Raw genomic sequence first — 23,177 nt, 5'->3', positions numbered from 1 at the left:
CCACACCGTTAAATTCTATTTATCCAGCTTCTTGAGACCCCTTCTCTTGGCCCATCCCGCCCAGCGCCGCTGGTATCCCCTGGTCTTCGCCATCGCCGCACTGGTGCTGTTGCCGCTGAGCGTATTACTGCTTTCCTGGCAAACCATCGACCACGAAATCTGGAGCCACTTGTGGGAAACCCAGATGACGCGCTTGCTGGGCAACACCCTGACGTTGGTAGTCGGCGTCGGTATCGGTGTGACGGTGTTGGGTGTCAGTCTGGCCTGGCTGACTGCGTTGTGTGAGTTTCCCGGGCGGCGCTGGCTGGACTGGGCGTTGATGCTGCCGTTCGCCATTCCGGCGTACGTGCTCGCGTTCGTTTTCGTCGGCCTGTTTGACTTCGCAGGCCCTGTGCAAACCGTGCTGCGCGAATGGTTCGGCAACGGTTTCAGATTGCCTCGCGTGCGCTCTACGGGCGGGGTCATCACCGTGCTGGTGCTGGTGTTCTATCCCTACGTCTACCTGCTGGCACGTACGGCGTTTCTCGCCCAGGGCAAAGGTTTGATGGAAGCCGCGCGCATCCTCGGTCAGTCCCCGTGGCAGGCGTTCTGGCGCGTGGGCTTGCCGATGGCACGTCCGGCCATCGGCGCCGGGGTGGCGCTGGCGCTGATGGAGACGCTGGCGGACTTTGGCGCCGTCTCGGTGTTCAACTTCGACACCTTCACCACCGCCATCTACAAGACCTGGTATGGCTTCTTCAGCCTGTCCAGCGCGGCGCAACTGGCGAGCCTGCTGCTGTTGGCGGTGATGCTGGTGCTGTACGGCGAACACCGCGCTCGCGGGGCCAGCCGACCGAGCAACGAGCGGCCACGGGTCAAGGCGCTGTACCACCTGACCGGGATCAAGGCCGCTGCGGCCAGTGGCTGGTGTGGTCTGGTGTTCGCCTGTGCGTTCGTGATTCCGCTGCTGCAACTGCTGGTCTGGGTCTGGCAGCGCGGGCGTTTCGATCTTGATGAGCGTTACACCGGTTTGATCCTGCACACGTTGTATCTGGGTGGCATCGCGGCACTGGTGACGGTGGCCGTGGCGATGATTCTGGTGTTCGCCCGGCGTCTGGCGCCGACTCACGGGATTCGCTCCGGGGTCAGTCTGGCCAATATCGGCTATGCCTTGCCGGGCTCGGTGCTGGCAGTGTCGATCATGCTCGCCTTCAGCTATCTGGACCGCGAACTGGTGGTGCCGCTGTCGGCGTGGCTGGGCGGCGCGGGCAAGCCATTGTTGCTCGGCAGTCTGGCGGCGTTGGTGCTGGCGTATCTGGTGCGTTTCATCGCGGTGGCCTACGGGCCGCTGGAAAACAGCCTGGCGCGGATTCGTCCTTCGTTACCGGAAGCGGCCCGCAGTCTTGGGGTCAGCGGGCCACGATTGTTTTTCAGGATTTATCTGCCGTTGCTGATTCCCGGCACCCTCAGCGCAGCGCTTCTGGTGTTCGTCGATGTGCTCAAGGAGATGCCCGCGACCCTGCTGATGCGTCCGTTTGGCTGGGACACGCTGGCCGTCCGGGTGTTCGAGATGACCAGTGAAGGCGAGTGGGCGCGTGCCGCATTACCGGCACTGACACTGGTGCTTGTCGGTTTACTACCGGTAATTGGCCTGATCAGACGCTCGGCGCGACCGATTGGCTAGGTGCGGGGTCACACCCTTGCGGCTACAATGCGCCGCAATCGGCGTGGTCTGTCAGACATTTCCACAAGCTCGCAGAGGTTTCAGACCCCTATTCACGGGGGGCTTGCCTGGGTTGCGACGGACCGCGTCTTCGCCACGCCCGGAAGGAGAAACCCATGGGACAGCGTACGCCCCTCTTTGACCTGCACCTCGCCCTTGGCGCGAAGCTGGTTGATTTCGGTGGTTGGGACATGCCGTTGCATTACGGCTCACAAGTAGAAGAACACCATCAGGTACGCCGCGACTGTGGCATTTTCGACGTGTCGCACATGCACGTTATCGATGTATCCGGCCTTGGGGCCAAAGCCTGGCTGCAACATCTGCTGGCTAACGACGTCGACAAGCTGCAACAGGTCGGCCGGGCGCTTTATACCGCCATGCTCGACGACAACGGCGGCATCATCGACGACATGGTGGTCTACCGCACTGACGACGGTTATCGACTGGTGGTCAACGCGGCAACCGGCGCGAAGGATCTGGCCTGGATGAACGCTCATCTTGCCGGCTTCGACGTGCAGCTGACCCAACGCTCCGAGCTGGCCATGCTGGCGATCCAGGGCCCGCACGCCCGGCAGAAGATTGCCGAGCTGGTCACCCAGACACGCGCCGAACTGATCCATACCCTGCGACCGTTCGAGGGCCAGCAAGAGGGCGACTGGTTCATCGCCCGCACCGGCTATACCGGCGAAGACGGCCTGGAGATCATCCTGCCGGCCGATCAGGCCTGCCCGTTCTTCAACGACATGGTCGGCGCCGGCATTTCGCCGATCGGCCTTGGCGCCCGCGACACGCTGCGTCTGGAAGCGGGCATGAACCTGTACGGCCAGGAGATCGACGAACAGGTGTCACCTTTGGTGTCCAATATGGCCTGGACCGTGACCTGGACCCCGACAGAGCGCGATTTCATAGGCCGTGCCGCATTGCAGGCCGAGCGCGAAAAAGGCGTGGCATCGCGTCTGGTCGGGCTGGTGCTTGAAGAGCGAGGTGTCCTGCGCGCCCATCAGGTCGTCCGGATAGCGGAAGTTGGCGAAGGTGAGATCACCAGTGGTAGTTTCTCTCCTACGCTAAGCAAGTCGATTGCCCTGGCCCGCGTGCCGATGGCAACCGCCGACCGTGCCGAAGTGGAAATTCGCGGCAAGTGGTACCCGGTTCGCGTGGTGCAACCAACCTTTGTGCGCCATGGCAAAGCCCTGATCTAAACTCCGTGGCGGGTTTTTCCGCTGATCTGATGTCGAGGACAATAATATGAGCAATATTCCCGCCGAACTGCGCTTTGCCGAAAGTCATGAGTGGGCGAAAAAAGAAGGTGATCTGATCGTTGTCGGTATTTCCGATCACGCGCAGGAAGCGTTGGGTGACGTGGTGTTCGTCGAATTGCCCGAGATCGGCAAGGTGTTCGCTGCTGGCGACGCGGCTGGCGTGGTCGAATCGGTGAAGGCCGCTTCCGACATCTACTCGCCAGTAGGCGGTGAGGTGGTCGAGGTCAACGAGGCGCTCGCCGACACTCCCGAATCGCTCAACGACAAGCCGTACGACTCCTGGATCTTCAAGGTCAAGCCAAGCAGCGCCGACGCCGATCTGGCCAAACTGCTGGATGCTGCGGGTTACAAGGCTAGCATCGGCGAGTAATCTGCCGCCCGGCGCATGTCACGCCGGTCCATACGTTCTGTAGAAGCCGGCTTGCTGGCAGCCCTTTGTAGGAGCTGGCTCGCCCTGCGACCTGGCGCGAAGCGGCAGTAAATCCTGAGAGTGCGGTCTGCCTGTGGCAGCGCATTTTCCGGTTTTACGACTGCTCCGCAGCCGGTCGCAGGACAAGCCAGCTCCTACAGTTCCTGCAAAAGACACATTCTCCACACATTCGCCAATCCCTCTCTAGACTCAATAAGCCCCGCCCGTCGCGGCTTTAGTCGTCCAATAAGAGAGAGGCCGTCATGTCTACGTCGCCATCCCTGCGCCAGTTGCACGACCCGAATGCCTTCCTGCGTCGCCACCTCGGCCCCGATGCCGCCGAACAACAGGCGATGCTCGATACCCTGGGTCTGGCCAGCCGGACCGAACTGATCGAACAGACCGTCCCGCCCGCCATCCGCCTCAATCGCCCGCTGGATCTGCCCGAAGCCCTCAGCGAAGAAGCTGCCTTGAGCAAGCTGCGCGGTTATGCCGAGCGCAATCAGCAGTGGACCAGCCTGATCGGCATGGGCTACCACGGCACCGTCACGCCCAATGTCATTCTGCGCAACGTGCTGGAAAACCCCGGCTGGTACACCGCGTACACGCCCTATCAGCCGGAAATCGCCCAGGGCCGCCTCGAAGCGCTGCTCAATTTCCAGCAGATGACCATCGACCTGACCGGCCTTGCCATGGCCAATGCGTCGCTGCTCGATGAAGCGACCGCAGCGGCCGAAGCCATGGCACTCGCCAAACGGATCGCCAAATCCAGGAGCAACACGTTCTTCGTCGATGAAAACTGTCATCCACAGACGATTTCCGTGGTGCAGACCCGTGCGGAAGGTTTCGGCTTCGAGCTGGTGATCGGTCCTGTGGATAACCTCGCCAGCCACCAAGTGTTCGGCGCGTTGTTGCAGTACCCGGACACCCACGGCGAGATTCGCGACCTGCGACCGCTGATCGAGCAACTGCACGCGCAACAGGCGCTGGCCTGCATTGCCGCTGACTTGCTGAGTCTGGTGCTACTGACGCCGCCCGGTGAAATGGGCGCCGATGTCGTGCTCGGCTCGTCCCAGCGCTTTGGCGTGCCGATGGGCTACGGTGGCCCCCACGCGGCGTATTTCGCCTGCCGCGAGGAGTTCAAGCGCGGCATTCCCGGACGCATCATCGGCGTGTCGAAGGACGCACGGGGCAACGTCGCATTGCGCATGGCGTTGCAGACCCGCGAGCAACACATTCGCCGCGAGAAAGCCAATTCGAACATCTGCACGGCGCAGGTGCTGCTGGCCAACATTGCCGCGTTTTATGCGGTTTATCACGGCCCGGAAGGGCTCAAGCGCATTGCCGGGCGCGTCCACCGGCTGACCACCATTCTGGCTGTCGGCCTTGAACGCAAAGGCATCAAACGTCTCAACCAACACTTCTTCGACACCCTGACCCTCGATGTCGGCGGCGCGCAGGGCGCCATTCTGGAAAGCGCCAGCGACGCGCATTTCAATCTGCGGATCTTCGGTGATGGCAGGCTCGGGGTGAGCCTCGACGAAAGCTGCGACGAACGCACCGTCGACAAGTTGCTGGATATCTTCTGCGGCGCCAATCACGGCCTGAGTGTCGACGATCTGGACGGGCAAACCCTGCAGGCGGGGATTCCTGCCGGCCTGGAGCGCAGCTCGCCGTTCCTGAGCCATCCGGTATTCAGCACCCATCACAGCGAAACCGAGATGCTGCGCTACCTCAAACAGCTGGAAAACAAGGATCTGGCGCTCAATCAGTCAATGATCCCGCTGGGCTCCTGCACCATGAAACTCAACGCCAGCAGCGAGATGATCCCGATCACCTGGCCGGCGTTTGCCAACCTGCACCCGTTCGCGCCGGTGGAGCAGGCGACCGGTTACAAGGCCATGATCGACGAACTGGAAACCTGGCTGTGCGCGATCACCGGCTTTGATGCTATCTGCATGCAGCCCAACTCTGGCGCTCAAGGTGAATACGCCGGGCTGCTGGCGATCCACAAATACCATGAGAGCCGAAAGCAGGGGCAGCGCGACATTTGCCTGATTCCGTCGTCCGCCCACGGCACCAATCCGGCCTCGGCGCAGATGGCCGGCATGCGTGTGGTGATCGTCGAATGCGACGATGCCGGCAACGTCGATCTGGAGGACTTGAAAGCCAAGGCGCAGGCGGCGGGCGACAAACTGTCGTGCCTGATGGCGACTTATCCGTCGACCCATGGCGTGTACGAAGAGGGTATCCGCGACATCTGCGAGGTTATCCACAAACACGGCGGTCAGGTGTACATGGACGGCGCCAACCTCAATGCCCAGGTGGGTCTGGCCCGGCCGGCGGACATCGGCGCCGATGTCTCGCACATGAACTTGCACAAGACCTTTTGCATTCCCCATGGCGGCGGTGGTCCGGGCATGGGGCCGATTGGCGTGCGTGCGCATCTGGCGCCGTTCGTGGCCAATCATCCTGTGGTGCCGCTGGACGGCCCGCAGCCCGGCAATACTGCCGTCAGCGCGGCGCCTTGGGGCAGCGCGAGCATTCTGCCGATCAGCTGGATGTACATCGCCATGATGGGCCCGCAGTTGGCCGATGCCAGTGAAGTAGCGATTCTGTCTGCCAATTATCTCGCGCAGCAGCTGACCGGCGCGTTTCCGGTGCTGTACACCGGGCGCAACGACCGCGTCGCCCACGAGTGCATCATCGATCTGCGGCCAATCAAGGCGGATACCGGAATCAGTGAAGAAGACGTCGCCAAGCGCCTGATGGATTACGGCTTTCATGCGCCGACCATGTCATTCCCGGTGCCGGGTACCTTGATGATCGAGCCGACCGAGAGTGAGTCCAAGGCTGAACTGGACCGCTTCATCGAAGCGATGCTGAACATTCGCGCGGAAATCACCCAGGTGCAGAAGGGCGTCTGGCCTGCCGAAGACAACCCGCTGAAACGGGCGCCGCATACGCTGGCCGATGTGCTTGGAGAGTGGGACCGGCCTTACAGCATTGCCGAAGCCATTGCGCCGACAGCGCATACCCGCCTGCACAAATACTGGCCGACCGTGAACCGTGTCGACAACGTGCATGGCGACCGCAACCTGTTCTGCGCGTGCGTGCCGGTGGAGGATTATCGCTAGAACTGTAGGAGCGCGCTTGCCCGCGATGACTGTTACCGGCGCGCTTGCTTGTAGGAGTGAGCTTGCTCGCGATGACGTCAGCAAATCGAACTACGGCGTCACCGACAAATCGTAATCGCGAGCAAGCTCACTCCTACAGTCCTGTAGGCGCTTATTCCTCAGCAACCAGATTCTTCGCCAGGATCGCGTTGGCAAGATCCATGTCCGACGCTTTCAGGCCAGGGTTGTCCTGGCGCAGCTGGTTCATGGCCGCTTCCAGATACGGGCCACGAATGGCGCCATTGCTGGCTACGAAGCTGCCGGCATCATCCTGCGCGGCGACGATCAGTTTGTGGTGACGGAAGGTCAGGTAGGTGGAGCCTGTGGTGGCGCCCGACGAAATGATGTCGCGCAGGAAGCCGTCGGCCATTGCTGAACCGACCGGCAGAGAGAGCAAAGCTAACGTGGCTACAGCAATTTTCAGACGCATGACGGGTTACTCCGACTGTGGTTGTTCTGAAATGATTTGATACGTCCACTGTCGATCTAGTTCCATCTGCGCCGGATTACATGTCGGCGAGAGTGTCCGGTTTGCGGGAGAGGCGTCCGTCGAGTGCGTTGCTGCTGATCTTCCTCATCTGCCGGCAAGCCGGACTGCTACAGCGAAAGATCAGACAGTCTCGACTTTCAGAATAGCCCCGTCCTGCGCAATCACCCGGACTTGATTGCCTACGGGCGTATCCGGCCCCGTCACCATCCATACACCGTCGCCGACCTTGATCTTGCCGCGCCCGCCGACAATCGCGTCGTGGACCAGAAACGTCCGCCCGATCAGCTCCGAACCTCGCATGTTCAGACCCGGCTGGTCGGACTTGCGCAATACGCTTCGCTGGCGCCGCCACCAGTACAGGGCGGTGAGCACCGACAGCGTGGCGAACAGCAGAAACTGCACCTCCCACGCCATGCCGGGAATGATGTAAGTGAGGATGCCGACGCCGGCTGCCGCGACGCCGATCCACAGCAAGTAGCCGCCGGCGCCGAATACCTCAAGGATCAACAGCACCGTGCCCAGCCCCAGCCAGTCCCAGAACGACAGGTTTTGCAGGTAATCCCACATGGCTCAGACTCGCTTGCCGGGTTCAGGCCTGTTCTTGTCGGGAGTTCCCTTGTCGAAGGTGGCCTTGACGATTTCACCGATGCCGCCCACCGCACCGATCATCTGGCTGGCTTCCAGCGGCATCAGGATGACCTTGCTGTTGTTGGCCGACGACAGTTTGCCCAGCGCGTCGATGTACTTCTGCGCGACGAAATAGTTGATGGCCTGCACGTCGCCGGCCGCGATGGCTTCGGACACCACCTGGGTCGCACGGGCTTCGGCTTCGGCCTGACGTTCGCGGGCTTCGGACTCCAGGAATGCGGCCTGGCGTTCACCCTCGGCTTCGAGGATCTGCGCCTGCTTCTTGCCTTCGGCGGTGAGAATCGCCGACGCACGAAGGCCTTCGGCTTCAAGAATCTGCGCACGCTTGATCCGTTCGGCTTTCATCTGCCCGGACATGGCCGCCATCAGATCGGCGGGCGGGCTGATGTCCTTGATCTCGATACGGGTGATCTTGATGCCCCACGGCGCGGTGGCTTCGTCGACGATGCGCAACAGGCGTTCGTTGATGCCGTCGCGCTGGCTGAGCATGGCGTCCAGTTCCATCGAGCCGAGCACGGTACGGATGTTGGTCTGCAGGAGGTTGCGAATGGCGTGCTGCAGGTTGTTGACCTCATAGGCCGCCTGCGCGCAATTGATGACCTGATAGAAACACACCGCATCGATCTGCACGGTCGCGTTGTCGGAGGTGATGACTTCCTGCGGCGGGATGTCCAGCACGGTTTCCATCATGTTGACCTTGTGCCCGATGCGGTCCATCACCGGCACGATGATGTTCAGGCCCGGCTTGAGCGTATTGGTGTAACGACCGAAGCGCTCGACCGTCCACTGATAGCCCTGCGGCACGACCTTGAAGCCCATGAACACGATGGCAATGGCCAAGGCGACGAACAGTAAAACCACACTACCGATTTGCATAACCTGTCCCTGTTGATGTGAGTCGAAAAATCCGGAGAGGCCGATTCTAGCGGCCGCGCTCGAAGTGCCGTGAGCGAAAACACATCCTGTCGATATTGATTGATGTGGTGCCCCGCTATCCCATCGGATGGCGGGTGTCCGTGGGAGGGAGCCCTGTTCGCGAAGGCGTCGTGTCAGTCAACATCGTGGTGTCTGATCTGGCGCATTCGCGAGCGGGGCTCCCTCCCACAGGTCTCGTGCAGGTAGCGATTCAGCGCTGCTCGCTCTGCGGTGTCACCCGCAGTACTTCCTCAAGCGTAGTCAGTCCTGCCGCGACTTTCTGCGCCCCGGACAGGCGCAGGCTGCGCATGCCGTCCTTGAAGGCCTGGCGGCGTAGCGCGGTGAGGTCGAGGTCGGCGGTGATCAGGGTTTTCACGGCATCGGACATCAGCATGATTTCGTACACCCCGGCACGGCCACGGTAGCCCGTGTCGCGGCATTCGGCGCAGCCCACCGCACGCTGCGCGCCAGCGGGCACCGGCGCTTGCCACGGGCGAGTCAGGGTCTGCCAGTCGACTTCGTCCATCTCCATCGGCGCCTTGCAGTGCGGGCACAGAGTGCGGACCAGTCGTTGGGCCATGACACCGAGAATTGTCGCCTTGAGCAGATAGTGCGGCACGCCCAGCTCCAGCAGGCGGCTGATCGCGCTGGGTGCATCGTTGGTGTGCAGGGTCGACAGCACCAGGTGGCCGGTGAGCGCCGCCTGAATCGCCATTTCGGCGGTCTCCAGGTCGCGGATCTCGCCGATCATGATGATGTCCGGGTCCTGACGCATCAGCGCGCGCACGCCGCTGGCGAAGGTCAGGTCGATGTTGTGCTGCACCTGCATCTGGTTGAAGGCCGGTTCGACCATTTCGATCGGGTCTTCGATGGTGCACAGATTGACCTCGGAGGTCGCCAGCTTTTTCAGGGTGGTGTACAGCGTGGTGGTCTTGCCGGAGCCGGTCGGCCCGGTCACCAGAATGATGCCGTTGGGCTGGCAGGTCATGCCCTCCCAGCGGCGCAGGTCGTCGCCGGAAAAACCCAGTTGGTCGAAATCCTTGAGCAGCACTTCCGGGTCGAAGATCCGCATCACCATCTTTTCGCCGAACGCGGTCGGCAGCGTCGACAGGCGCAACTCCACTTCACCGCCATCGGGCGTCTTGGTCTTGACCCGGCCGTCCTGGGGTTTGCGTTTTTCGGCAACGTTCATCCGGCCCAGACTTTTCAGGCGACTGGTGACCGCCATGGTGACTTGGGGCGGGAACTGATAGACGTTGTGCAACACGCCGTCGATGCGGAAACGCACGGTGCCGGCTTCACGGCGGGGTTCGATGTGAATGTCACTGGCGCGTTGCTGATAGGCGTACTGAAACAGCCAGTCGACGATGTTGACGATGTGCGCGTCGTTGGCGTCCGGCTCCTGATCGCTGGCGCCCAGCTTGAGCAGTTGCTCGAAGTTGCCGACGCCGCTGATTTTCTGGTCGGTGGCGCTTGCACCGCTGACCGATTTGGCCAGCCGGTAGAACTCCACCGCCAGTTTCTGGATGTCGGCCGGGTTGGCGACCACGCGCTTGATCGGCATTTTCAGCACGTGCATCAGGTCCGCTTCCCAGGCCTTCACGAACGGCTGCGCGCTGGCGATGGTCACGGCGTCGCGATCCACGGCCACGGCGAGGATCTTGTGGCGCTGGGCGAAGGCATAGGACATCAGCGGCGTGACGGCGGCGACGTTGATCTTCAGCGGATCGATGCGCATGTACGGCTGCCCGGCCTGTTCGGCCAGCCAGGCGGTCAGGGTTTCCAGATCGAGCTTGCGGCCCGGCCGCTTGAGGTTGTCGAACTGCTGCGCAGCGATGAATTCCAGCGGGTGGGTTTGCAGGTTTTGCGCAGTACGGCGCAGGGTCAGCGCGTAGTCGGCGTTGTCCTGCTCCAGATAACCCTGCGCGATCAGGTCGCGCAGTACTTCATTCAGATCCAGCCAGCGGTCCTGGGCAGATGAGGCAAGGACGGACATGCAGGCTCCTTCGGGTGAGACGGCTTACTTCACGGGTAAGCAAGAGTAGTCCCAAGCGTGCCAGTTGTTGCGTCCTGCAGGTAGTGAAGCGTTGCCAATATTTTCGGCGCACTCAACCGACAGCGAGTGAGACGGGCCCGGATAGGACGTGCAAATCGTCGATGGGTTCCAGCTCGACCGAGCAGACATCGACCAGATTGCGCATTTTTTGACCAATGGTCTGTGCGCGATGCCAGCTCATCTCGCCGACTTCGATCTCCAGCATCAACATGCCCTCCTGCTGCAACACGCTGACCTGCTGCGGGATCAGGTATTGCATCGCGAACAGGTTCAGCACCCGACAGATCAGGTCTGGCTGGGCTTCGGCGAGGATCTGATAACGCGACCGGCAGGGCCGGTTGGCGGTCGACCAGACATCGCCACGCAAGGGCGTGCTGTTGACGGTTTCGAGGTGCGGCATGCTGGGCTCTCCGGTTTCCACGAGGGTTTGGGCTGGAAGAAAGCTTTACATGGCCGTCGGGAAATTTCTGGTCCAAATTCAGATGAGATAAGCTGTTTTCGAATTGTTTATGTGCAGTAAATACATATCGAGAATTATTTATGTCGATCGAGCTGGACGCCTATGACCGCCGCATTCTGGCACTGCTGCAGGAGGACGCCTCGCTGTCCAGTGCGCAGATCGCCGAGCAGGTCGGACTTTCCCAATCGCCGTGCTGGCGCAGGATTCAGCGACTCAAGGATGAAGGGGTGATCCGTCGGCAAGTGACCCTGCTGGACCGCAAGAAGATCGGTCTGAACACGCAGATCTTTGCCGAGGTGAAACTCAACGCCCACGGCCGCTCCAACTTCACCGAATTCACCGAAGCGATTCGCGGTTTTCCGGAGGTGCTGGAGTGTTATGTGCTGATGGGCTCGGTGGATTTTCTGCTGCGCATCGTCACGCCGGACATCGAGGCGTATGAGCGATTCTTCTTCGAGAAGCTGTCGCTGGTGCCGGGGATTCAGGAGGTGAACTCGACGGTGGCGCTGTCGGAGATCAAATCGACGACGAGTTTGCCGATGACGAAGTGATTGTAGGAGTGAGCTTGCTCGCGATGCGCCTGATCAGACACCACATCGGTGCCTGACAGACCGTCACCGCGAGCAAGCTCACTCCTACAGCGATTACGGCGTGTCAGGCATAGATTCGTCACAGACACACCGCCATCGCGGGCAAGCGCGCTCCTACAACGGGCGCGTAAATCTTAGATCTTCAGCAACATCTTCCACGCCCGGCTTTGCAGCACGGTGACGGTCTGCTGGAAGCGGGCTTCGAGCACTTCGTCGCTGATGTCCAGATGCGCCAGTTGCTCAAGCTTGTTCAGCTCGCCGTACAGGCGATCCAGCTCTGGCAGGTCCAGGGTGTGGCGGGCATGGTGCAGCCAGACCTGGATCCGCTCGATGCGCGGCAGTTGCTCGGCCAGATCTTCTGGCTGCTGCTGATAGCGCTCCAGTTTCAACGCGGTGGCCTCGTCGCCGAGGAAGCGTGGCATCCAGCTGCTGAGCATCGCGTTGCCCAAGCGGTTGCCGCGATTATTGCGGTCAACCGTCCAGCGGCGCTCCATCAGCCAGCGCGAGGTGGTCAGCGAGAACAGGCCCCACCGGGTGTCCTGCAGCTCTTCGATGAACTGTTCGTGGGCCGCAGCGCGCACGTCGGCGTCTTCCTGGCCAGCCTGGACCAGCGTGCGCCAGTCTTCCAGCAGGGTATCGAGCACGGCGCGCAGGTCGTGGGTGGTGGCGCGCGGAGCGGCCTGACCGAGGCTGCCGGTCAGTGCGCGCAGTTCGGCAAGCATCTCGACCCAGTCCTGCAGCAGGCTCCAGTGACCGTTGAAGCGATACTGCTCGGCCAGCCGCTGGCTGCTGCCCAGCAGGTACCAGGCCAGTGCGGTGAAGGCTTCATCCAGAGAGGTCTCGGCGGTCAGCTCCGGTTGCGGCAGCTTGATCGAATAACTGCCGGCGTCGAACAGGCGGTAGCCGCGCTCGGCCTTGCTGATGTCACATGGCATCAGCGGCAGTTTTTCCGCCAGTTCGGCGGCCAGCTCCAGCAGCGCGGCCGGTTCGCCTTCGCGCAGTTCCAGCTCCAGCTCGCAGATTTCTTCTTCCTGCTTGCCAGCAATGACTTTGCCCAGGTCCAGAGCGGCCTCGATGACCACTTTGGCCTTGCCGCGGCCCCAGGCGATTTCTGCCTTTTCACGGACGAAATCCGTGGTGAAAACCGGCTTGATGGTTTTCTTGTCCAGATCCGCCAGTTGCTCGGGCCAGCAATCACCGTCGAGCTTCTTCACATCCAGCTTGGCCTTGGCCAGATCCCAGTTGTATTCGTTGCGCTCGGACAGGCCGGCCACGCTCTGACCACGGGTCTTGAGGGTCTGGATGATCGCATCGCCGTCGCGGCGCAGGCGCAGGGCCACTTTGGCGTTTGCCAGCTCGCGCTCCGGGGTGTCGAAGTACTGATTGAACAGCTCCAGCCGCTCCCAGCCACTTTTGTTGCGTTTTTTCAGCAACGGGTGCTCGCGCAAGGCGGTGAGGGTTTCGCGGCTGACGCGGAGTTTGATTTCGGTTTCTTTCTGCATGGCCGGGAATCCAGGCGCTCTATCGCTGATAAACGGGGGGAACACTGCCGGAATCGACACGGCAGCGTGGGTCGTGCAGTGTACAGGACAACCGCCGTGACAGTTTATTCCCGCGCAGCAATCACCCTATGATGGCTGGCGTGTCGTAGCCAAGGAGTCGCTTATGCCGTTGCCGTCCATGAAAGAGCAGTTCGCGGCGCTGATTGCCGCGCCGTCGGTCAGTTGCACCCAGCCGGCGCTGGATCAGTCCAACCGCGCGGTCATTGACCTGCTGGCCGGCTGGCTGGGCGACCTGGGTTTTGCCTGCGATATCCAGCAGGTGAGCCCCGGCAAATTCAACCTGATCGCCACGTACGGCAGTGGCCCGGGCGGGTTGGTGCTGGCGGGGCACAGCGACACCGTGCCGTACGACGATGCCTTGTGGAAAACCGATCCGCTCAAACTGACCGAAGTCGACGGCAGTTGGGTCGGGCTCGGCAGTTGCGACATGAAGGGTTTTTTCGCGCTGATCATCGAAGCGGTGCGTGAATTGCTCGACCAACCGTTCAAGCAGCCGTTGATCGTGCTGGCGACCTGCGACGAAGAAAGCTCGATGTCCGGTGCCAAGGCGCTGGCCGCTGCCGGTGCGCCACTGGGCCGTGCTGCAGTGATCGGCGAGCCGACCGGCCTCAAGCCGATCCGCCTGCACAAGGGCGTGATGATGGAGCGCATCGAGATCCTCGGGCGCAGCGGCCATTCGTCGGATCCCCGGCTGGGGCATAGCGCACTGGAAGCGATGTACGACGCCATCGGTGAGCTCAAGGGCCTGCGCCGCCAGTGGCAGGAGCAATATCGCAACCCGCAGTTCAGCGTGCCGCAACCGACCATGAATTTCGGTTGCATCCACGGTGGCGACAACCCCAACCGCATCTGCGGGCAGTGTTCGCTGGAATTCGACCTGCGGCCGTTGCCGGGCATGGACCCGGAAATGCTGCGCTCCGCCATTCGTCAGAAGCTGCAGCCGCTGGCCGAGTTGCACCAGGTGCAGATCGATTACGCGCCGTTGTTCTCCGAAGTGGCACCTTTTGAACAAAGCGCCGACGCGGAACTGGTGCGCGTGGCCGAGCGTCTGACCGGTCATGTGGCCGAAGCGGTGGCATTTGGTACCGAAGCGCCTTATCTTCAGCGCCTTGGCTGCGAAACCATCGTGCTGGGACCGGGTGACATCGCTTGTGCGCATCAACCGGGCGAGTATCTGGAAATGTCACGTTTGCAGCCTACAGTGCGTCTGTTACGTCAATTGATCGAACATTACTGCCTGGCTACCCCGTAAATGCCGTCGCGTGGGTCGGCGCTACAGCCCAAACCCACCCAAAACCCACCCAGAAGAAGGAGAGTGCGCGTGTTGCGATGCCTGTTTCGACGATAAAGCTCATGCCGCTTTGAGCGTTTACCCTTCGTCCACTGTTTACACAGGCTCTTCTGGATATGCCCGATTACGTCAATTGGCTCCGCCACGCGTCTCCCTACATCAATGCCCACCGGGATTGCACCTTTATCGTCATGCTGCCCGGCGATGGCATTGAACATCCGAATTTCGGCAACATCGTCCACGACCTGGTGCTGCTGCACAGTCTCGGCGTGCGTCTGGTGCTGGTGCACGGATCGCGCCCGCAGATCGAAAGCCGCCTGGCGTCCCGTGGCCTGACGCCGCACTTCCATCGCGACATGCGCGTCACCGACGCGGCGACGCTGGAATGCGTGATCGATGCGGTGGGTCATCTGCGCATCGCCATCGAAGCCCGGCTGTCGATGGACATGGCCGCCTCACCGATGCAGGGCTCGCGCTTGCGCGTGACCAGCGGCAACTTCGTTACAGCGCGCCCGATCGGCGTGCTGGAGGGCGTTGATTACCAGCACACCGGAGAAGTGCGGCGGATCGACCGCAAGGGGATCAACCGCCTGCTCGATGAGCGCTCCATCGTGCTGCTGTCGCCGCTGGGTTACTCGCCGACCGGGGAAATCTTCAACCTGGCCTGCGAAGACGTCGCCACCCGCGCTGCCATCGATCTGGGGGCGGAAAAACTGCTGCTGTTCGGCGCCGAATCCGGCCTGATGGACGAGCAGGGCCGTCTGGTCCGCGAACTGCGGCCACAGCAGGTGCCGGGGCATTTGCAGCGCCTGGGTAGCAACTATCAGGCGGAATTGCTCGATGCTGCCGCCCAGGCGTGCCGGGGTGGAGTCGCGCGCAGCCACATCGTCAGTTATGCCGAAGACGGCGCGCTGCTGTCCGAGCTGTTCACCCGCGCCGGTGGCGGTACGCTGGTGGCGCAAGAACAGTTCGAACTGGTGCGCGAGGCGTCGATTGGTGATGTCGGTGGCCTGATCGAGCTGATCACCCCGCTGGAAGAACAGGGGATCCTGGTGCGCCGCTCCCGTGAAGTGCTGGAGCGCGAAATCGAGCAGTTCAGTGTGGTCGAGCGCGAAGGGCTGATCATCGCCTGTGCGGCGCTGTACCCGATTGCCGATTCCGAAGCCGGCGAGCTGGCCTGTCTGGCGGTCAACCCGGAATACCGTCACGGCGGTCGTGGCGATGAGTTGCTAGAGCGCATCGAGGAGCGGGCGCGGGCCCAAGGCCTGAAAACCCTGTTCGTCCTCACCACCCGCACCGCGCACTGGTTCCGTGAGCGTGGTTTCGAGCCGAGCAGCGTCGACCGTCTGCCAAGCGCGCGGGCTTCGCTGTACAACTACCAGCGCAACTCGAAGATTTTCGAGAAGGCAATCTGAAAGGCATCGACCGCCTGCGTAGGAGCGCGCTTGCCCGCGATGGCTTTTTGCCGAAGGCAGAGCACCCTCCCACAAGGTTGGGGGCGCCTGACGGATTTGGGCAGCAGCCCACAATCGGGATTGGCAGATAAAAAAACGGCGTGCCAGGGCACGCCGTTTTTATTCATTCAGCGGATCAGTTACTGATCGCCAGAATGCTCGCCTGATAGGCACCGACGAAGGTGTCGAAATCCACCGGCTCTTCGGTCTGTTCCATCTCTGCCTGTTGCGCCAGCGACTCGCGGGCGCGGGTCTCGAAGTCGGTCTGATCCTCGACGCTCAGCGGGCGGCTGCGGAAGTTCTCCGCGTGGGCACGGGCCTGGCGCATGGAGAAGGCTGCGAAGCCTTCCTTGTGCTCGGTCATGCTGGCCAGCACTTGGGCCGACGGAGTCAGCGACGGATCGGCGACCTTGGCACGTTGCGCCGCCAGCGACTTGGCGTGGTCATCGATGCCTTGCGCCTTGTCCAGCAGGGCGATGATCGGCTCGATCTTGTCCAGCAGCTCATCAGCCCAGACTTTCAGGTCGATGGTGGAGGTGTTGCGGCTCAGTTGCAGGCCCGGACGCCGACCTTCCTTGACCACGGTCAGGAAGTTGCTGCTGGCGTTGCCGCATTCGCAGTCGGCCAGTTGCGGGCTCTCCTGCAGGGCGCAGAACAGCACGAAGGCGTCGATGAAGCGCGACTGCTGCAGGTCGATGCCCACCGGCAGGAACGGGTTGATGTCCAGGCAGCGGACTTCCACATACTGCACGCCACGGGCCATCAGCGCCTGGATCGGGCGCTCGCCGGAGTAGGTCACGCGCTTGGGTCGAATGGTCGAGTAGTACTCGTTTTCGATCTGCAGCACGTTGGTGTTGAGCTGAATCCACTCGCCGTCCTTGTGCGTGCCGATTTCGACATACGGCGCGTAAGGCGTGGCAACCGCCTTGCGCAGGCTGTCGGTGTAGGTCAGCAGGTCGTTGTAGCACGGCGTCAGGTCGGCCTGGGCGTTGCTCTGGTAGCCCAGGTCACTCATGCGCAGACTGGTGGCATACGGCAGATACAGCGTGTCGGCGTCGAACTGTTCGAGCTGGTGCGAACGGCCGCGCATGAAGCTGGCGTCCAGTGCCGGCGAGGCGCCGAACAGGTACATCAGCAGCCAGCTGTAACGGCGGAAGTTGCGGATCAGCGCGATATAGCTGTGGGACTGATAGTCGCGGTCGGTGCCTTCAAAGGCTTCGGTCTGCTTGAGCAGTGACCAGATGTCTTCCGGCAGCGAGAAGTTGTAGTGAATGCCGGCAATGCACTGCATCGTCTTGCCGTAGCGCAGGGCCAGGCCCTGGCGGTAGACGTACTTGAGCTTGCCGATGTTCGAGGTGCCGTAATAGGCAATCGGAATGTCTTCCTCGGCCGGCAGCGGGCTCGGCATCGAGGGACTCCAGATGTATTCGCTGCCCAGCTTGCTGTAGGCGAAGCGATGGATCTTGTCGAGGCTGTCCAGCGTGTCGGCCGGGTTGGCCAGCGCCGGGGTAATGAACTCCAGCAGCGACTCGGAGTAGTCAGTGGTGATCTGCTCGTTGGTCAGTGCGGAACCCAGTGCTTCAGGGTGCGGCGTTTGCGCCAGGCGACCTTCGTCGGTCACGCGCAGGCATTCACGCTCTATGCCGTGCAAGCACTTCTCCAGGAGGGAGAGGTGAGAGGGCTCGCCGAGCAGAGCCAGGCGGCGGTTGAGAAATTCGCTCAAGTTGGATTCCTTCACGCGTCAGTCGGCCCTATATGGGGACGATATGGCGGTCTACAAGGGTGAAGAAAGGAACTGGCGTTTTCGCCTCGTTGTTGGCCCGAACGCCGATGCCCGTCGCTGATCTGTCCTGCAGGTCAATCAGTTGATTTCGACACTGATAACAGTGCCGAAATTAACTCATATCACTACCGGACAGCTAGACGATCGCGAAGGTGCCCTGCGCTTTCGCGACAAGCTTGTCGTCCTGACGCACGTCGGCTTCGACCACCAGCGTGCGCCGACCGGCGTGCAGCACGGTCGCGGTGCAAATGACTTCGCCATCCGGCACGCCGCGCATGTAGTTGATCTTGCACTCGACGGTCACGCTTTGCCGATCGAAGCCGTGGGAGCTGGAACAGGCCAGCCCCATGGTGATATCGACCAGACTGAACAGCGCCCCGCCGTGCATCACGTTACCGCGATTGCGCAGGTGGGGCTCAAGCGCCAGAGACACCTGGGCAACGCCGTCGCCCAGGTTCACCAGCTTGCAGCCGAGGGTCTTGAAATACGCGCTTTCGGTCAGTTCGGGAGCGATGTCCATCAGCGCTTCTTCAGTTGCTTGGCGTTGGCGAACAGCGAAGCCATGGCGTTATTGGCCGGGGCAGCGCTGACGGTTTCCTTGCGCGGAGCATTCGCATTGCCCTGCGACTGGCGCGGTGCGGCGCCTGGACGAGCACCACGGGCGCCGTCGATCTTCTCGCCCGGGGTGTCGCTCATGCGCATCGACAGGCCGACGCGTTTGCGCGGAATGTCGACTTCCATGACCTTGACCTTGACCACGTCGCCGGCTTTCACCGCTTCGCGCGGGTCTTTGATGAACTTCTCCGACAGCGCCGAGATATGCACCAGACCGTCCTGATGCACGCCGATGTCGACGAAGGCACCGAAGTTGGTCACGTTGGTCACCACGCCTTCGAGAATCATGCCCGGCTGCAGGTCCTTGAGGTCTTCGACGCCTTCCTGGAACTCGGCGGTCTTGAACTCCGGACGCGGGTCACGGCCCGGCTTGTCCAGCTCCTGCAGAATGTCGGTCACGGTCGGCAGGCCGAAGGTTTCGTCGGTGAACTTCTTCGGATCGAGACGCTTGAGGAAGCCAGTGTCACCGATCAGCGAACGGATGTCGCGGTCGGTTTCGGCAGCGATGCGTTGCACCAGCGGATAGGCCTCGGGGTGAACCGCAGAGGAGTCCAGCGGGTTGTCGCCGTTCATGACGCGCAGGAAACCGGCGGCCTGTTCAAAGGTCTTTTCGCCCAGACGCGGGACTTTCTTCAGCGCCGCGCGGGTCTTGAAAGCACCGTTTTCATCACGATGGGCGACGATGTTCTGCGCCAGCGTGGTGTTCAGGCCGGAAATCCGCGCCAGCAGGGCGACCGACGCGGTGTTCACGTCGACGCCAACGGCGTTCACGCAGTCTTCCACCACCGCATCCAGGCCACGGGCTAGCTTGAGCTGCGACACGTCGTGCTGGTACTGACCGACACCGATGGATTTCGGGTCGATTTTCACCAGTTCGGCCAGCGGATCCTGCAAGCGACGGGCAATCGACACCGCGCCACGGATCGAAACGTCTAGGTCCGGGAATTCCTTGGCGGCCAGCTCCGAAGCGGAGTACACCGAAGCGCCGGCCTCGGACACCATGACCTTGGTCATTTTCAGGCCTGGATATTTTTTGATCAGCTCGGCGGCCAGCTTGTCGGTTTCGCGGCTGGCAGTGCCGTTGCCGATGGCGATCAGGTCGACCGAGTGGCGGGCGCAGAGCGCGGCCAGTACGGCAATGGTCTGATCCCACTGGTTTTTCGGCACATGCGGATACACGGTGGCGTGATCCAGCAGCTTGCCGGTGGCGTCGACCACCGCAACCTTGCAGCCGGTGCGCAGGCCCGGGTCCAGGCCAAGGGTGGCACGCGGGCCGGCAGGAGCTGCCAGCAGCAGGTCGTGCAGGTTGTGGGCGAATACGTTGATCGCTTCGGTTTCGGCGGCGTCGCGCAGTTCGCCGAGCAGGTCGGTTTCCAGGTGCGAGTAGAGCTTGACCTTCCAGGTCCAGCGCACCACTTCGCCCAGCCATTTGTCGGCTGGACGGTTCTGGTTCTGCACACCGAAGCGCTCGCCGATCATCAGCTCGCACGGGTGCAGGGTGCCCGGCAGCTCTTCGCCGACTTTCAGTGCGGAGCTGAGCACGCCTTCGTTGCGACCACGGAAAATCGCCAGGGCGCGGTGTGACGGCACGCTTTTCAGCGGCTCGTCATGTTCGAAGTAGTCGCGGAACTTGGCGCCTTCTTCTTCCTTGCCGGCCACCACGCGGGCGCTGAGTACGGCTTCCTGCTTGAGGAAGCTGCGCAGTTTTTCCAGCAGGGTGGCGTCTTCGGCGAAGCGCTCCATGAGGATGTACTTGGCGCCTTCCAGCACCGCCTTGACGTCGGCAAAGCCTTTTTCGGCATCGACGAAGCGTGCGGCTTCGGTTTCCGGGGTCAGGCTCGGGTCATTGAACAGGCCGTCGGCCAGCTCGCCGAGGCCGGCTTCCAGGGCAATCTGGCCCTTGGTACGGCGCTTCTGCTTATAAGGAAGGTAAAGGTCTTCGAGACGGGTCTTGGTGTCGGCCAGCTTGATGTCGCGAGCCAGCTCCGGGGTCAGCTTGCCTTGCTCTTCGATGCTGGCAAGGATGGCGACGCGACGTTCATCGAGCTCGCGCAGATAACGCAGGCGCTCTTCCAGATGACGCAGCTGCGTGTCATCGAGGCTGCCGGTGACTTCCTTACGGTAGCGAGCGATGAACGGCACGGTAGAGCCTTCATCCAGTAGTGCGACGGCCGCTTCGACCTGTTGCGGGCGGACACCGAGTTCCTCGGCGATGCGGCTGTTGATACTGTCCATAAAACCACCTGGCAAATGTGTGTGCAAAAAAACCGGCTGCCGGCGAACCGCCGTGAGCGCATGCTGCCTGACATTGAGGGCGGCGCATTATACCCAGTGAGTCCGGATTAGGGGATCAGCCGATCGGAGAGTGGCGCAAAGGCTTCCGATGCCTGGACGCGCATCGTGCAAATGCGCAGGTGAGAGCGACAGTGTCGGCTCAGGAAAAATCTGCTAACAATGCACACGGTGCGCATCACAGCAGCTACGCCATAATGCGCGCCGAGATTAAAGGAGCTTCCAATGAGCAGCATTGCACAAACGGCTGAAGGCGAAAAAATCCTCATCGTCGACGATGACCCGGGCCTGAGCAGCCTGCTAGAGCGTTTTTTCACCAGCAAGGGCTATCGCGCGCGCGCCGTGGCCAACGTCGAGCAAATGGACCGGCTGCTGGCTCGCGAAGTGTTTCACCTCGTCGTGCTGGATCTGATGTTGCCAGGCGAAGACGGCCTCTCGGCATGCCGTCGTCTGCGCGCCGCCAATAACCAGATCCCGATCATCATGCTCACCGCCAAGGGCGACGAGCTGAGCCGGATCAAGGGCCTGGAACTGGGCGCCGACGACTACCTCGCCAAGCCATTCAACCCTGACGAGCTGATGGCTCGGGTCAAGGCTGTATTGCGTCGTCAGACCGCTCCGGTGCCGGGCGCGCCGGCAAGTGAAGACGAAACCGTGACGTTCGGCGATTACGAACTGTCGCTGGCCACCCGCGAGCTCAAGCGCGGTGAAGAAGTACACATGCTGACCACCGGTGAATTCGCGGTGCTCAAGGCATTGGTGATGCACGCCCGCGAGCCGCTGACCCGTGACAAGCTGATGAACCTGGCCCGTGGTCGCGAGTGGGATGCGCTGGAGCGCTCCATCGACGTGCAGATTTCGCGCCTGCGCCGGTTGATCGAAGTGGACGCAGCCAAGCCACGTTATATCCAGACCGTCTGGGGTGTGGGTTATGTGTTCGTCCCGGATGGTGCCGGCAAGCAATAACCGTGTAGCCGGTGGGTTGTTCCCGGATACGTTGACCAGCTACCTCGATGCTTCCTCGGAAGTGATCGATGTGGCTGGTTTTTGCCGTTTTCTGCCTCCGCGAAATGTCCCGAGCCTTTCTCGCCCGCAAAGTGTGTAGCCGCTGTTTATGAAAACACCGCTCTGGTTTCCGCAAAGCTTTTTCTCCCGCACCCTGTGGCTGGTGCTCATCGTCGTGCTGTTTTCCAAGGCGCTGACCCTGGTGTACCTGCTGATGAACGAGGACGTGCTGGTCGACCGTCAGTACAGCCACGGTGTGGCGTTGACGCTACGGGCGTACTGGGCGGCGGATGAAAGCGATCGGCAGACCATCGCCGATGCGGCAGGCCTGATTCGCGTAGTCGGTGGCGGGGTGCCGGAGGGCGAGCAGCACTGGCCTTATTCGGAGATCTACCAGCGTCAGATGCAGGCCGAGCTGGGCGCTGACACCGAAGTGCGCCTGCGCGTGCATGCGCCACCCGCGCTGTGGGTGCGAGCGCCAAGCCTGGGCGATGGCTGGTTGAAAGTGCCGTTATACCCACACCCGTTGCGCGGCCAGAAAATCTGGAGCGTGCTGGGCTGGTTCCTGGCGATCGGTCTGCTGTCGACAGCGTCGGCCTGGATTTTCGTCAGCCAGCTCAACCAGCCGCTCAAGCGCCTGGTGTTTGCGGCGCGCCAGTTGGGTCAGGGACGCAGTGTGCGTCTGCCAGTCAGTGACACACCCAGTGAAATGACCGAGGTCTACCGCGCTTTCAACCAGATGGCCGAAGACGTCGAACAGGCGGGGCAGGAGCGCGAGTTGATGCTGGCAGGGGTTTCCCATGACCTGCGTACACCCTTGACCCGGCTTCGTCTGTCACTGGAATTGATGCCGAGCAACAACGAATTCATGGAAGGCATGGTGCGTGACATCGAGGACATGGACGCGATCCTCGACCAGTTCCTGGCGTTCATTCGTGACGGGCGCGACGAAGAGGTCGAAGAAGTCGATCTGGTCGAGCTGATCCGGGAAGTGGTCGCGCCGTACAACAATCCGGTCGAGCAGGTACGCACCCGTCTGGAGTCGATCCCGCCCTTTCCGCTGCGCAGGGTGTCGATGAAGCGCCTGCTCAACAACCTGATTGGCAATGCCATGCACCACGCCGGCGACAGCGTCGAAGTTGCGGCCTATGTGTCGGGCGACAGCGGTGCGCCTTACGTGGTGCTCAGCGTGCTGGACCGGGGCATGGGCATCGACCCGTCGGAGCTGGAAGGGATTTTCAACCCGTTCACCCGAGGCGACCGTGCCCGTGGTGGCAAGGGCACCGGCCTGGGGCTGGCCATCGTCAAACGGATCGCCGCCATGCACGGCGGCAATGTCGAACTGCGTAACCGCTCGGGTGGCGGGCTTGAGGCACGCGTGCGCCTGCCATTGGGGCTTTTGCTGCCGCGGGATGCGGATTGAAAAAGAGCCATTGTAGGAGCGAATTTATTCGCGATGCGATGTAACTG

Annotated in this window: 18 protein-coding genes; 9 read left to right on the top strand and 9 right to left on the bottom strand. The window is 61.9% G+C overall.

The window, feature by feature from the left end:
• The first annotated feature begins 46 nt into the window (after positions 1 to 46).
• The 4 genes from ACIPL0_RS02135 to gcvP all read left to right on the top strand — a co-directional run bounded on the left by ACIPL0_RS02135 (position 47) and on the right by gcvP (position 6,507).
• A complete protein-coding gene (locus tag ACIPL0_RS02135) occupies positions 47 to 1,663 on the top strand; it encodes an ABC transporter permease (RefSeq protein WP_400594116.1) in 1,617 nt (538 codons plus the stop codon).
• A 155-nt stretch (positions 1,664 to 1,818) separates the two neighbouring features.
• The gene (gene gcvT / locus ACIPL0_RS02130; RefSeq protein ID WP_400594119.1) at positions 1,819 to 2,901 is read left to right on the top strand and encodes a glycine cleavage system aminomethyltransferase GcvT; all 1,083 of its coding nucleotides are present in this window, start codon (positions 1,819 to 1,821) and stop codon (positions 2,899 to 2,901) included.
• Positions 2,902 to 2,947: 46 nt separating this feature from the next.
• A complete protein-coding gene (gcvH, locus tag ACIPL0_RS02125) occupies positions 2,948 to 3,331 on the top strand; it encodes a glycine cleavage system protein GcvH (protein ID WP_400594122.1) in 384 nt (127 codons plus the stop codon).
• Between the two features lie 302 nt (positions 3,332 to 3,633).
• Positions 3,634 to 6,507 carry an aminomethyl-transferring glycine dehydrogenase gene (gcvP, locus tag ACIPL0_RS02120; protein WP_400594124.1) on the top strand — a complete coding sequence of 958 codons (2,874 nt, stop codon included), beginning with the start codon at positions 3,634 to 3,636 and terminating at the stop codon, positions 6,505 to 6,507.
• Positions 6,508 to 6,658: 151 nt separating this feature from the next.
• Here gcvP and ACIPL0_RS02115 read toward each other — a convergent pair whose 3' ends face one another.
• The 5 genes from ACIPL0_RS02115 to ACIPL0_RS02095 all read right to left on the bottom strand — a co-directional run bounded on the left by ACIPL0_RS02115 (position 6,659) and on the right by ACIPL0_RS02095 (position 11,055).
• Entirely contained in the window at positions 6,659 to 6,976 is a 318-nt protein-coding gene (locus ACIPL0_RS02115; RefSeq protein WP_400594126.1) for a DUF2388 domain-containing protein, read from the bottom strand.
• A gap of 180 nt (positions 6,977 to 7,156) precedes the next feature.
• A complete protein-coding gene (locus ACIPL0_RS02110) occupies positions 7,157 to 7,603 on the bottom strand; it encodes an NfeD family protein (RefSeq protein ID WP_400594129.1) in 447 nt (148 codons plus the stop codon).
• 3 nt (positions 7,604 to 7,606) lie between these two features.
• Positions 7,607 to 8,560 (bottom strand): SPFH domain-containing protein, encoded by a 954-nt coding sequence (locus tag ACIPL0_RS02105; protein ID WP_400594131.1) that lies wholly within the window; start codon positions 8,558 to 8,560, stop codon positions 7,607 to 7,609.
• A gap of 250 nt (positions 8,561 to 8,810) precedes the next feature.
• Entirely contained in the window at positions 8,811 to 10,595 is a 1,785-nt protein-coding gene (locus tag ACIPL0_RS02100; protein WP_400594134.1) for a GspE/PulE family protein, read from the bottom strand.
• Between the two features lie 112 nt (positions 10,596 to 10,707).
• The gene (locus ACIPL0_RS02095) at positions 10,708 to 11,055 is read right to left on the bottom strand and encodes a hypothetical protein (RefSeq protein ID WP_400594137.1); all 348 of its coding nucleotides are present in this window, start codon (positions 11,053 to 11,055) and stop codon (positions 10,708 to 10,710) included.
• A gap of 140 nt (positions 11,056 to 11,195) precedes the next feature.
• On the opposite strand from ACIPL0_RS02095, the gene ACIPL0_RS02090 reads away from it, so the two are divergent.
• On the top strand, positions 11,196 to 11,666 hold the full coding sequence (locus tag ACIPL0_RS02090; protein WP_400594140.1) for an Lrp/AsnC family transcriptional regulator: 471 nt from the start codon (positions 11,196 to 11,198) through the stop codon (positions 11,664 to 11,666).
• Between the two features lie 173 nt (positions 11,667 to 11,839).
• Here the strand turns inward: ACIPL0_RS02090 and ACIPL0_RS02085 are convergent, their stop codons facing one another.
• On the bottom strand, positions 11,840 to 13,207 hold the full coding sequence (locus ACIPL0_RS02085) for an inorganic triphosphatase (RefSeq protein ID WP_400594143.1): 1,368 nt from the start codon (positions 13,205 to 13,207) through the stop codon (positions 11,840 to 11,842).
• A 163-nt stretch (positions 13,208 to 13,370) separates the two neighbouring features.
• On the opposite strand from ACIPL0_RS02085, the gene argE reads away from it, so the two are divergent.
• Both argE and argA read left to right on the top strand, forming a co-directional pair.
• Complete coding sequence (gene argE, locus ACIPL0_RS02080) at positions 13,371 to 14,519, top strand: acetylornithine deacetylase (protein ID WP_400594146.1); 1,149 nt, start codon at positions 13,371 to 13,373, stop codon at positions 14,517 to 14,519.
• A 155-nt stretch (positions 14,520 to 14,674) separates the two neighbouring features.
• Entirely contained in the window at positions 14,675 to 15,973 is a 1,299-nt protein-coding gene (gene argA, locus ACIPL0_RS02075) for an amino-acid N-acetyltransferase (protein ID WP_400594149.1), read from the top strand.
• 175 nt (positions 15,974 to 16,148) lie between these two features.
• Here argA and gshA read toward each other — a convergent pair whose 3' ends face one another.
• The 3 genes from gshA to ACIPL0_RS02060 form a co-directional block, all read right to left on the bottom strand.
• The gene (gene gshA, locus ACIPL0_RS02070; RefSeq protein WP_400594152.1) at positions 16,149 to 17,735 is read right to left on the bottom strand and encodes a glutamate--cysteine ligase; all 1,587 of its coding nucleotides are present in this window, start codon (positions 17,733 to 17,735) and stop codon (positions 16,149 to 16,151) included.
• 196 nt (positions 17,736 to 17,931) lie between these two features.
• On the bottom strand, positions 17,932 to 18,315 hold the full coding sequence (locus ACIPL0_RS02065) for a PaaI family thioesterase (protein ID WP_400594155.1): 384 nt from the start codon (positions 18,313 to 18,315) through the stop codon (positions 17,932 to 17,934).
• Positions 18,315 to 20,645, bottom strand: a complete 2,331-nt coding sequence (locus tag ACIPL0_RS02060; protein ID WP_400594158.1) for a Tex family protein — start codon at positions 20,643 to 20,645, stop codon at positions 18,315 to 18,317. Before ACIPL0_RS02060 ends, ACIPL0_RS02065 begins: the two co-directional genes overlap by 1 nt.
• A 282-nt stretch (positions 20,646 to 20,927) precedes the next feature.
• Between ACIPL0_RS02060 and ompR the strand changes: the two genes are divergently transcribed.
• Together ompR and ACIPL0_RS02050 are read left to right on the top strand one after the other, a co-directional pair.
• Positions 20,928 to 21,668, top strand: coding sequence for a two-component system response regulator OmpR (ompR, locus tag ACIPL0_RS02055; protein ID WP_400594161.1), 741 nt, complete (start codon positions 20,928 to 20,930; stop codon positions 21,666 to 21,668).
• A 148-nt stretch (positions 21,669 to 21,816) separates the two neighbouring features.
• Complete coding sequence (locus ACIPL0_RS02050) at positions 21,817 to 23,130, top strand: ATP-binding protein (protein WP_400594164.1); 1,314 nt, start codon at positions 21,817 to 21,819, stop codon at positions 23,128 to 23,130.
• The last annotated feature ends 47 nt before the right edge of the window (positions 23,131 to 23,177 follow it).

This window comes from Pseudomonas sp. NPDC090208, from assembly GCF_044746785.1.
Lineage (GTDB): Bacteria > Pseudomonadota > Gammaproteobacteria > Pseudomonadales > Pseudomonadaceae > Aquipseudomonas.
This window is presented reverse-complemented; position numbering and strand designations above follow the sequence as displayed.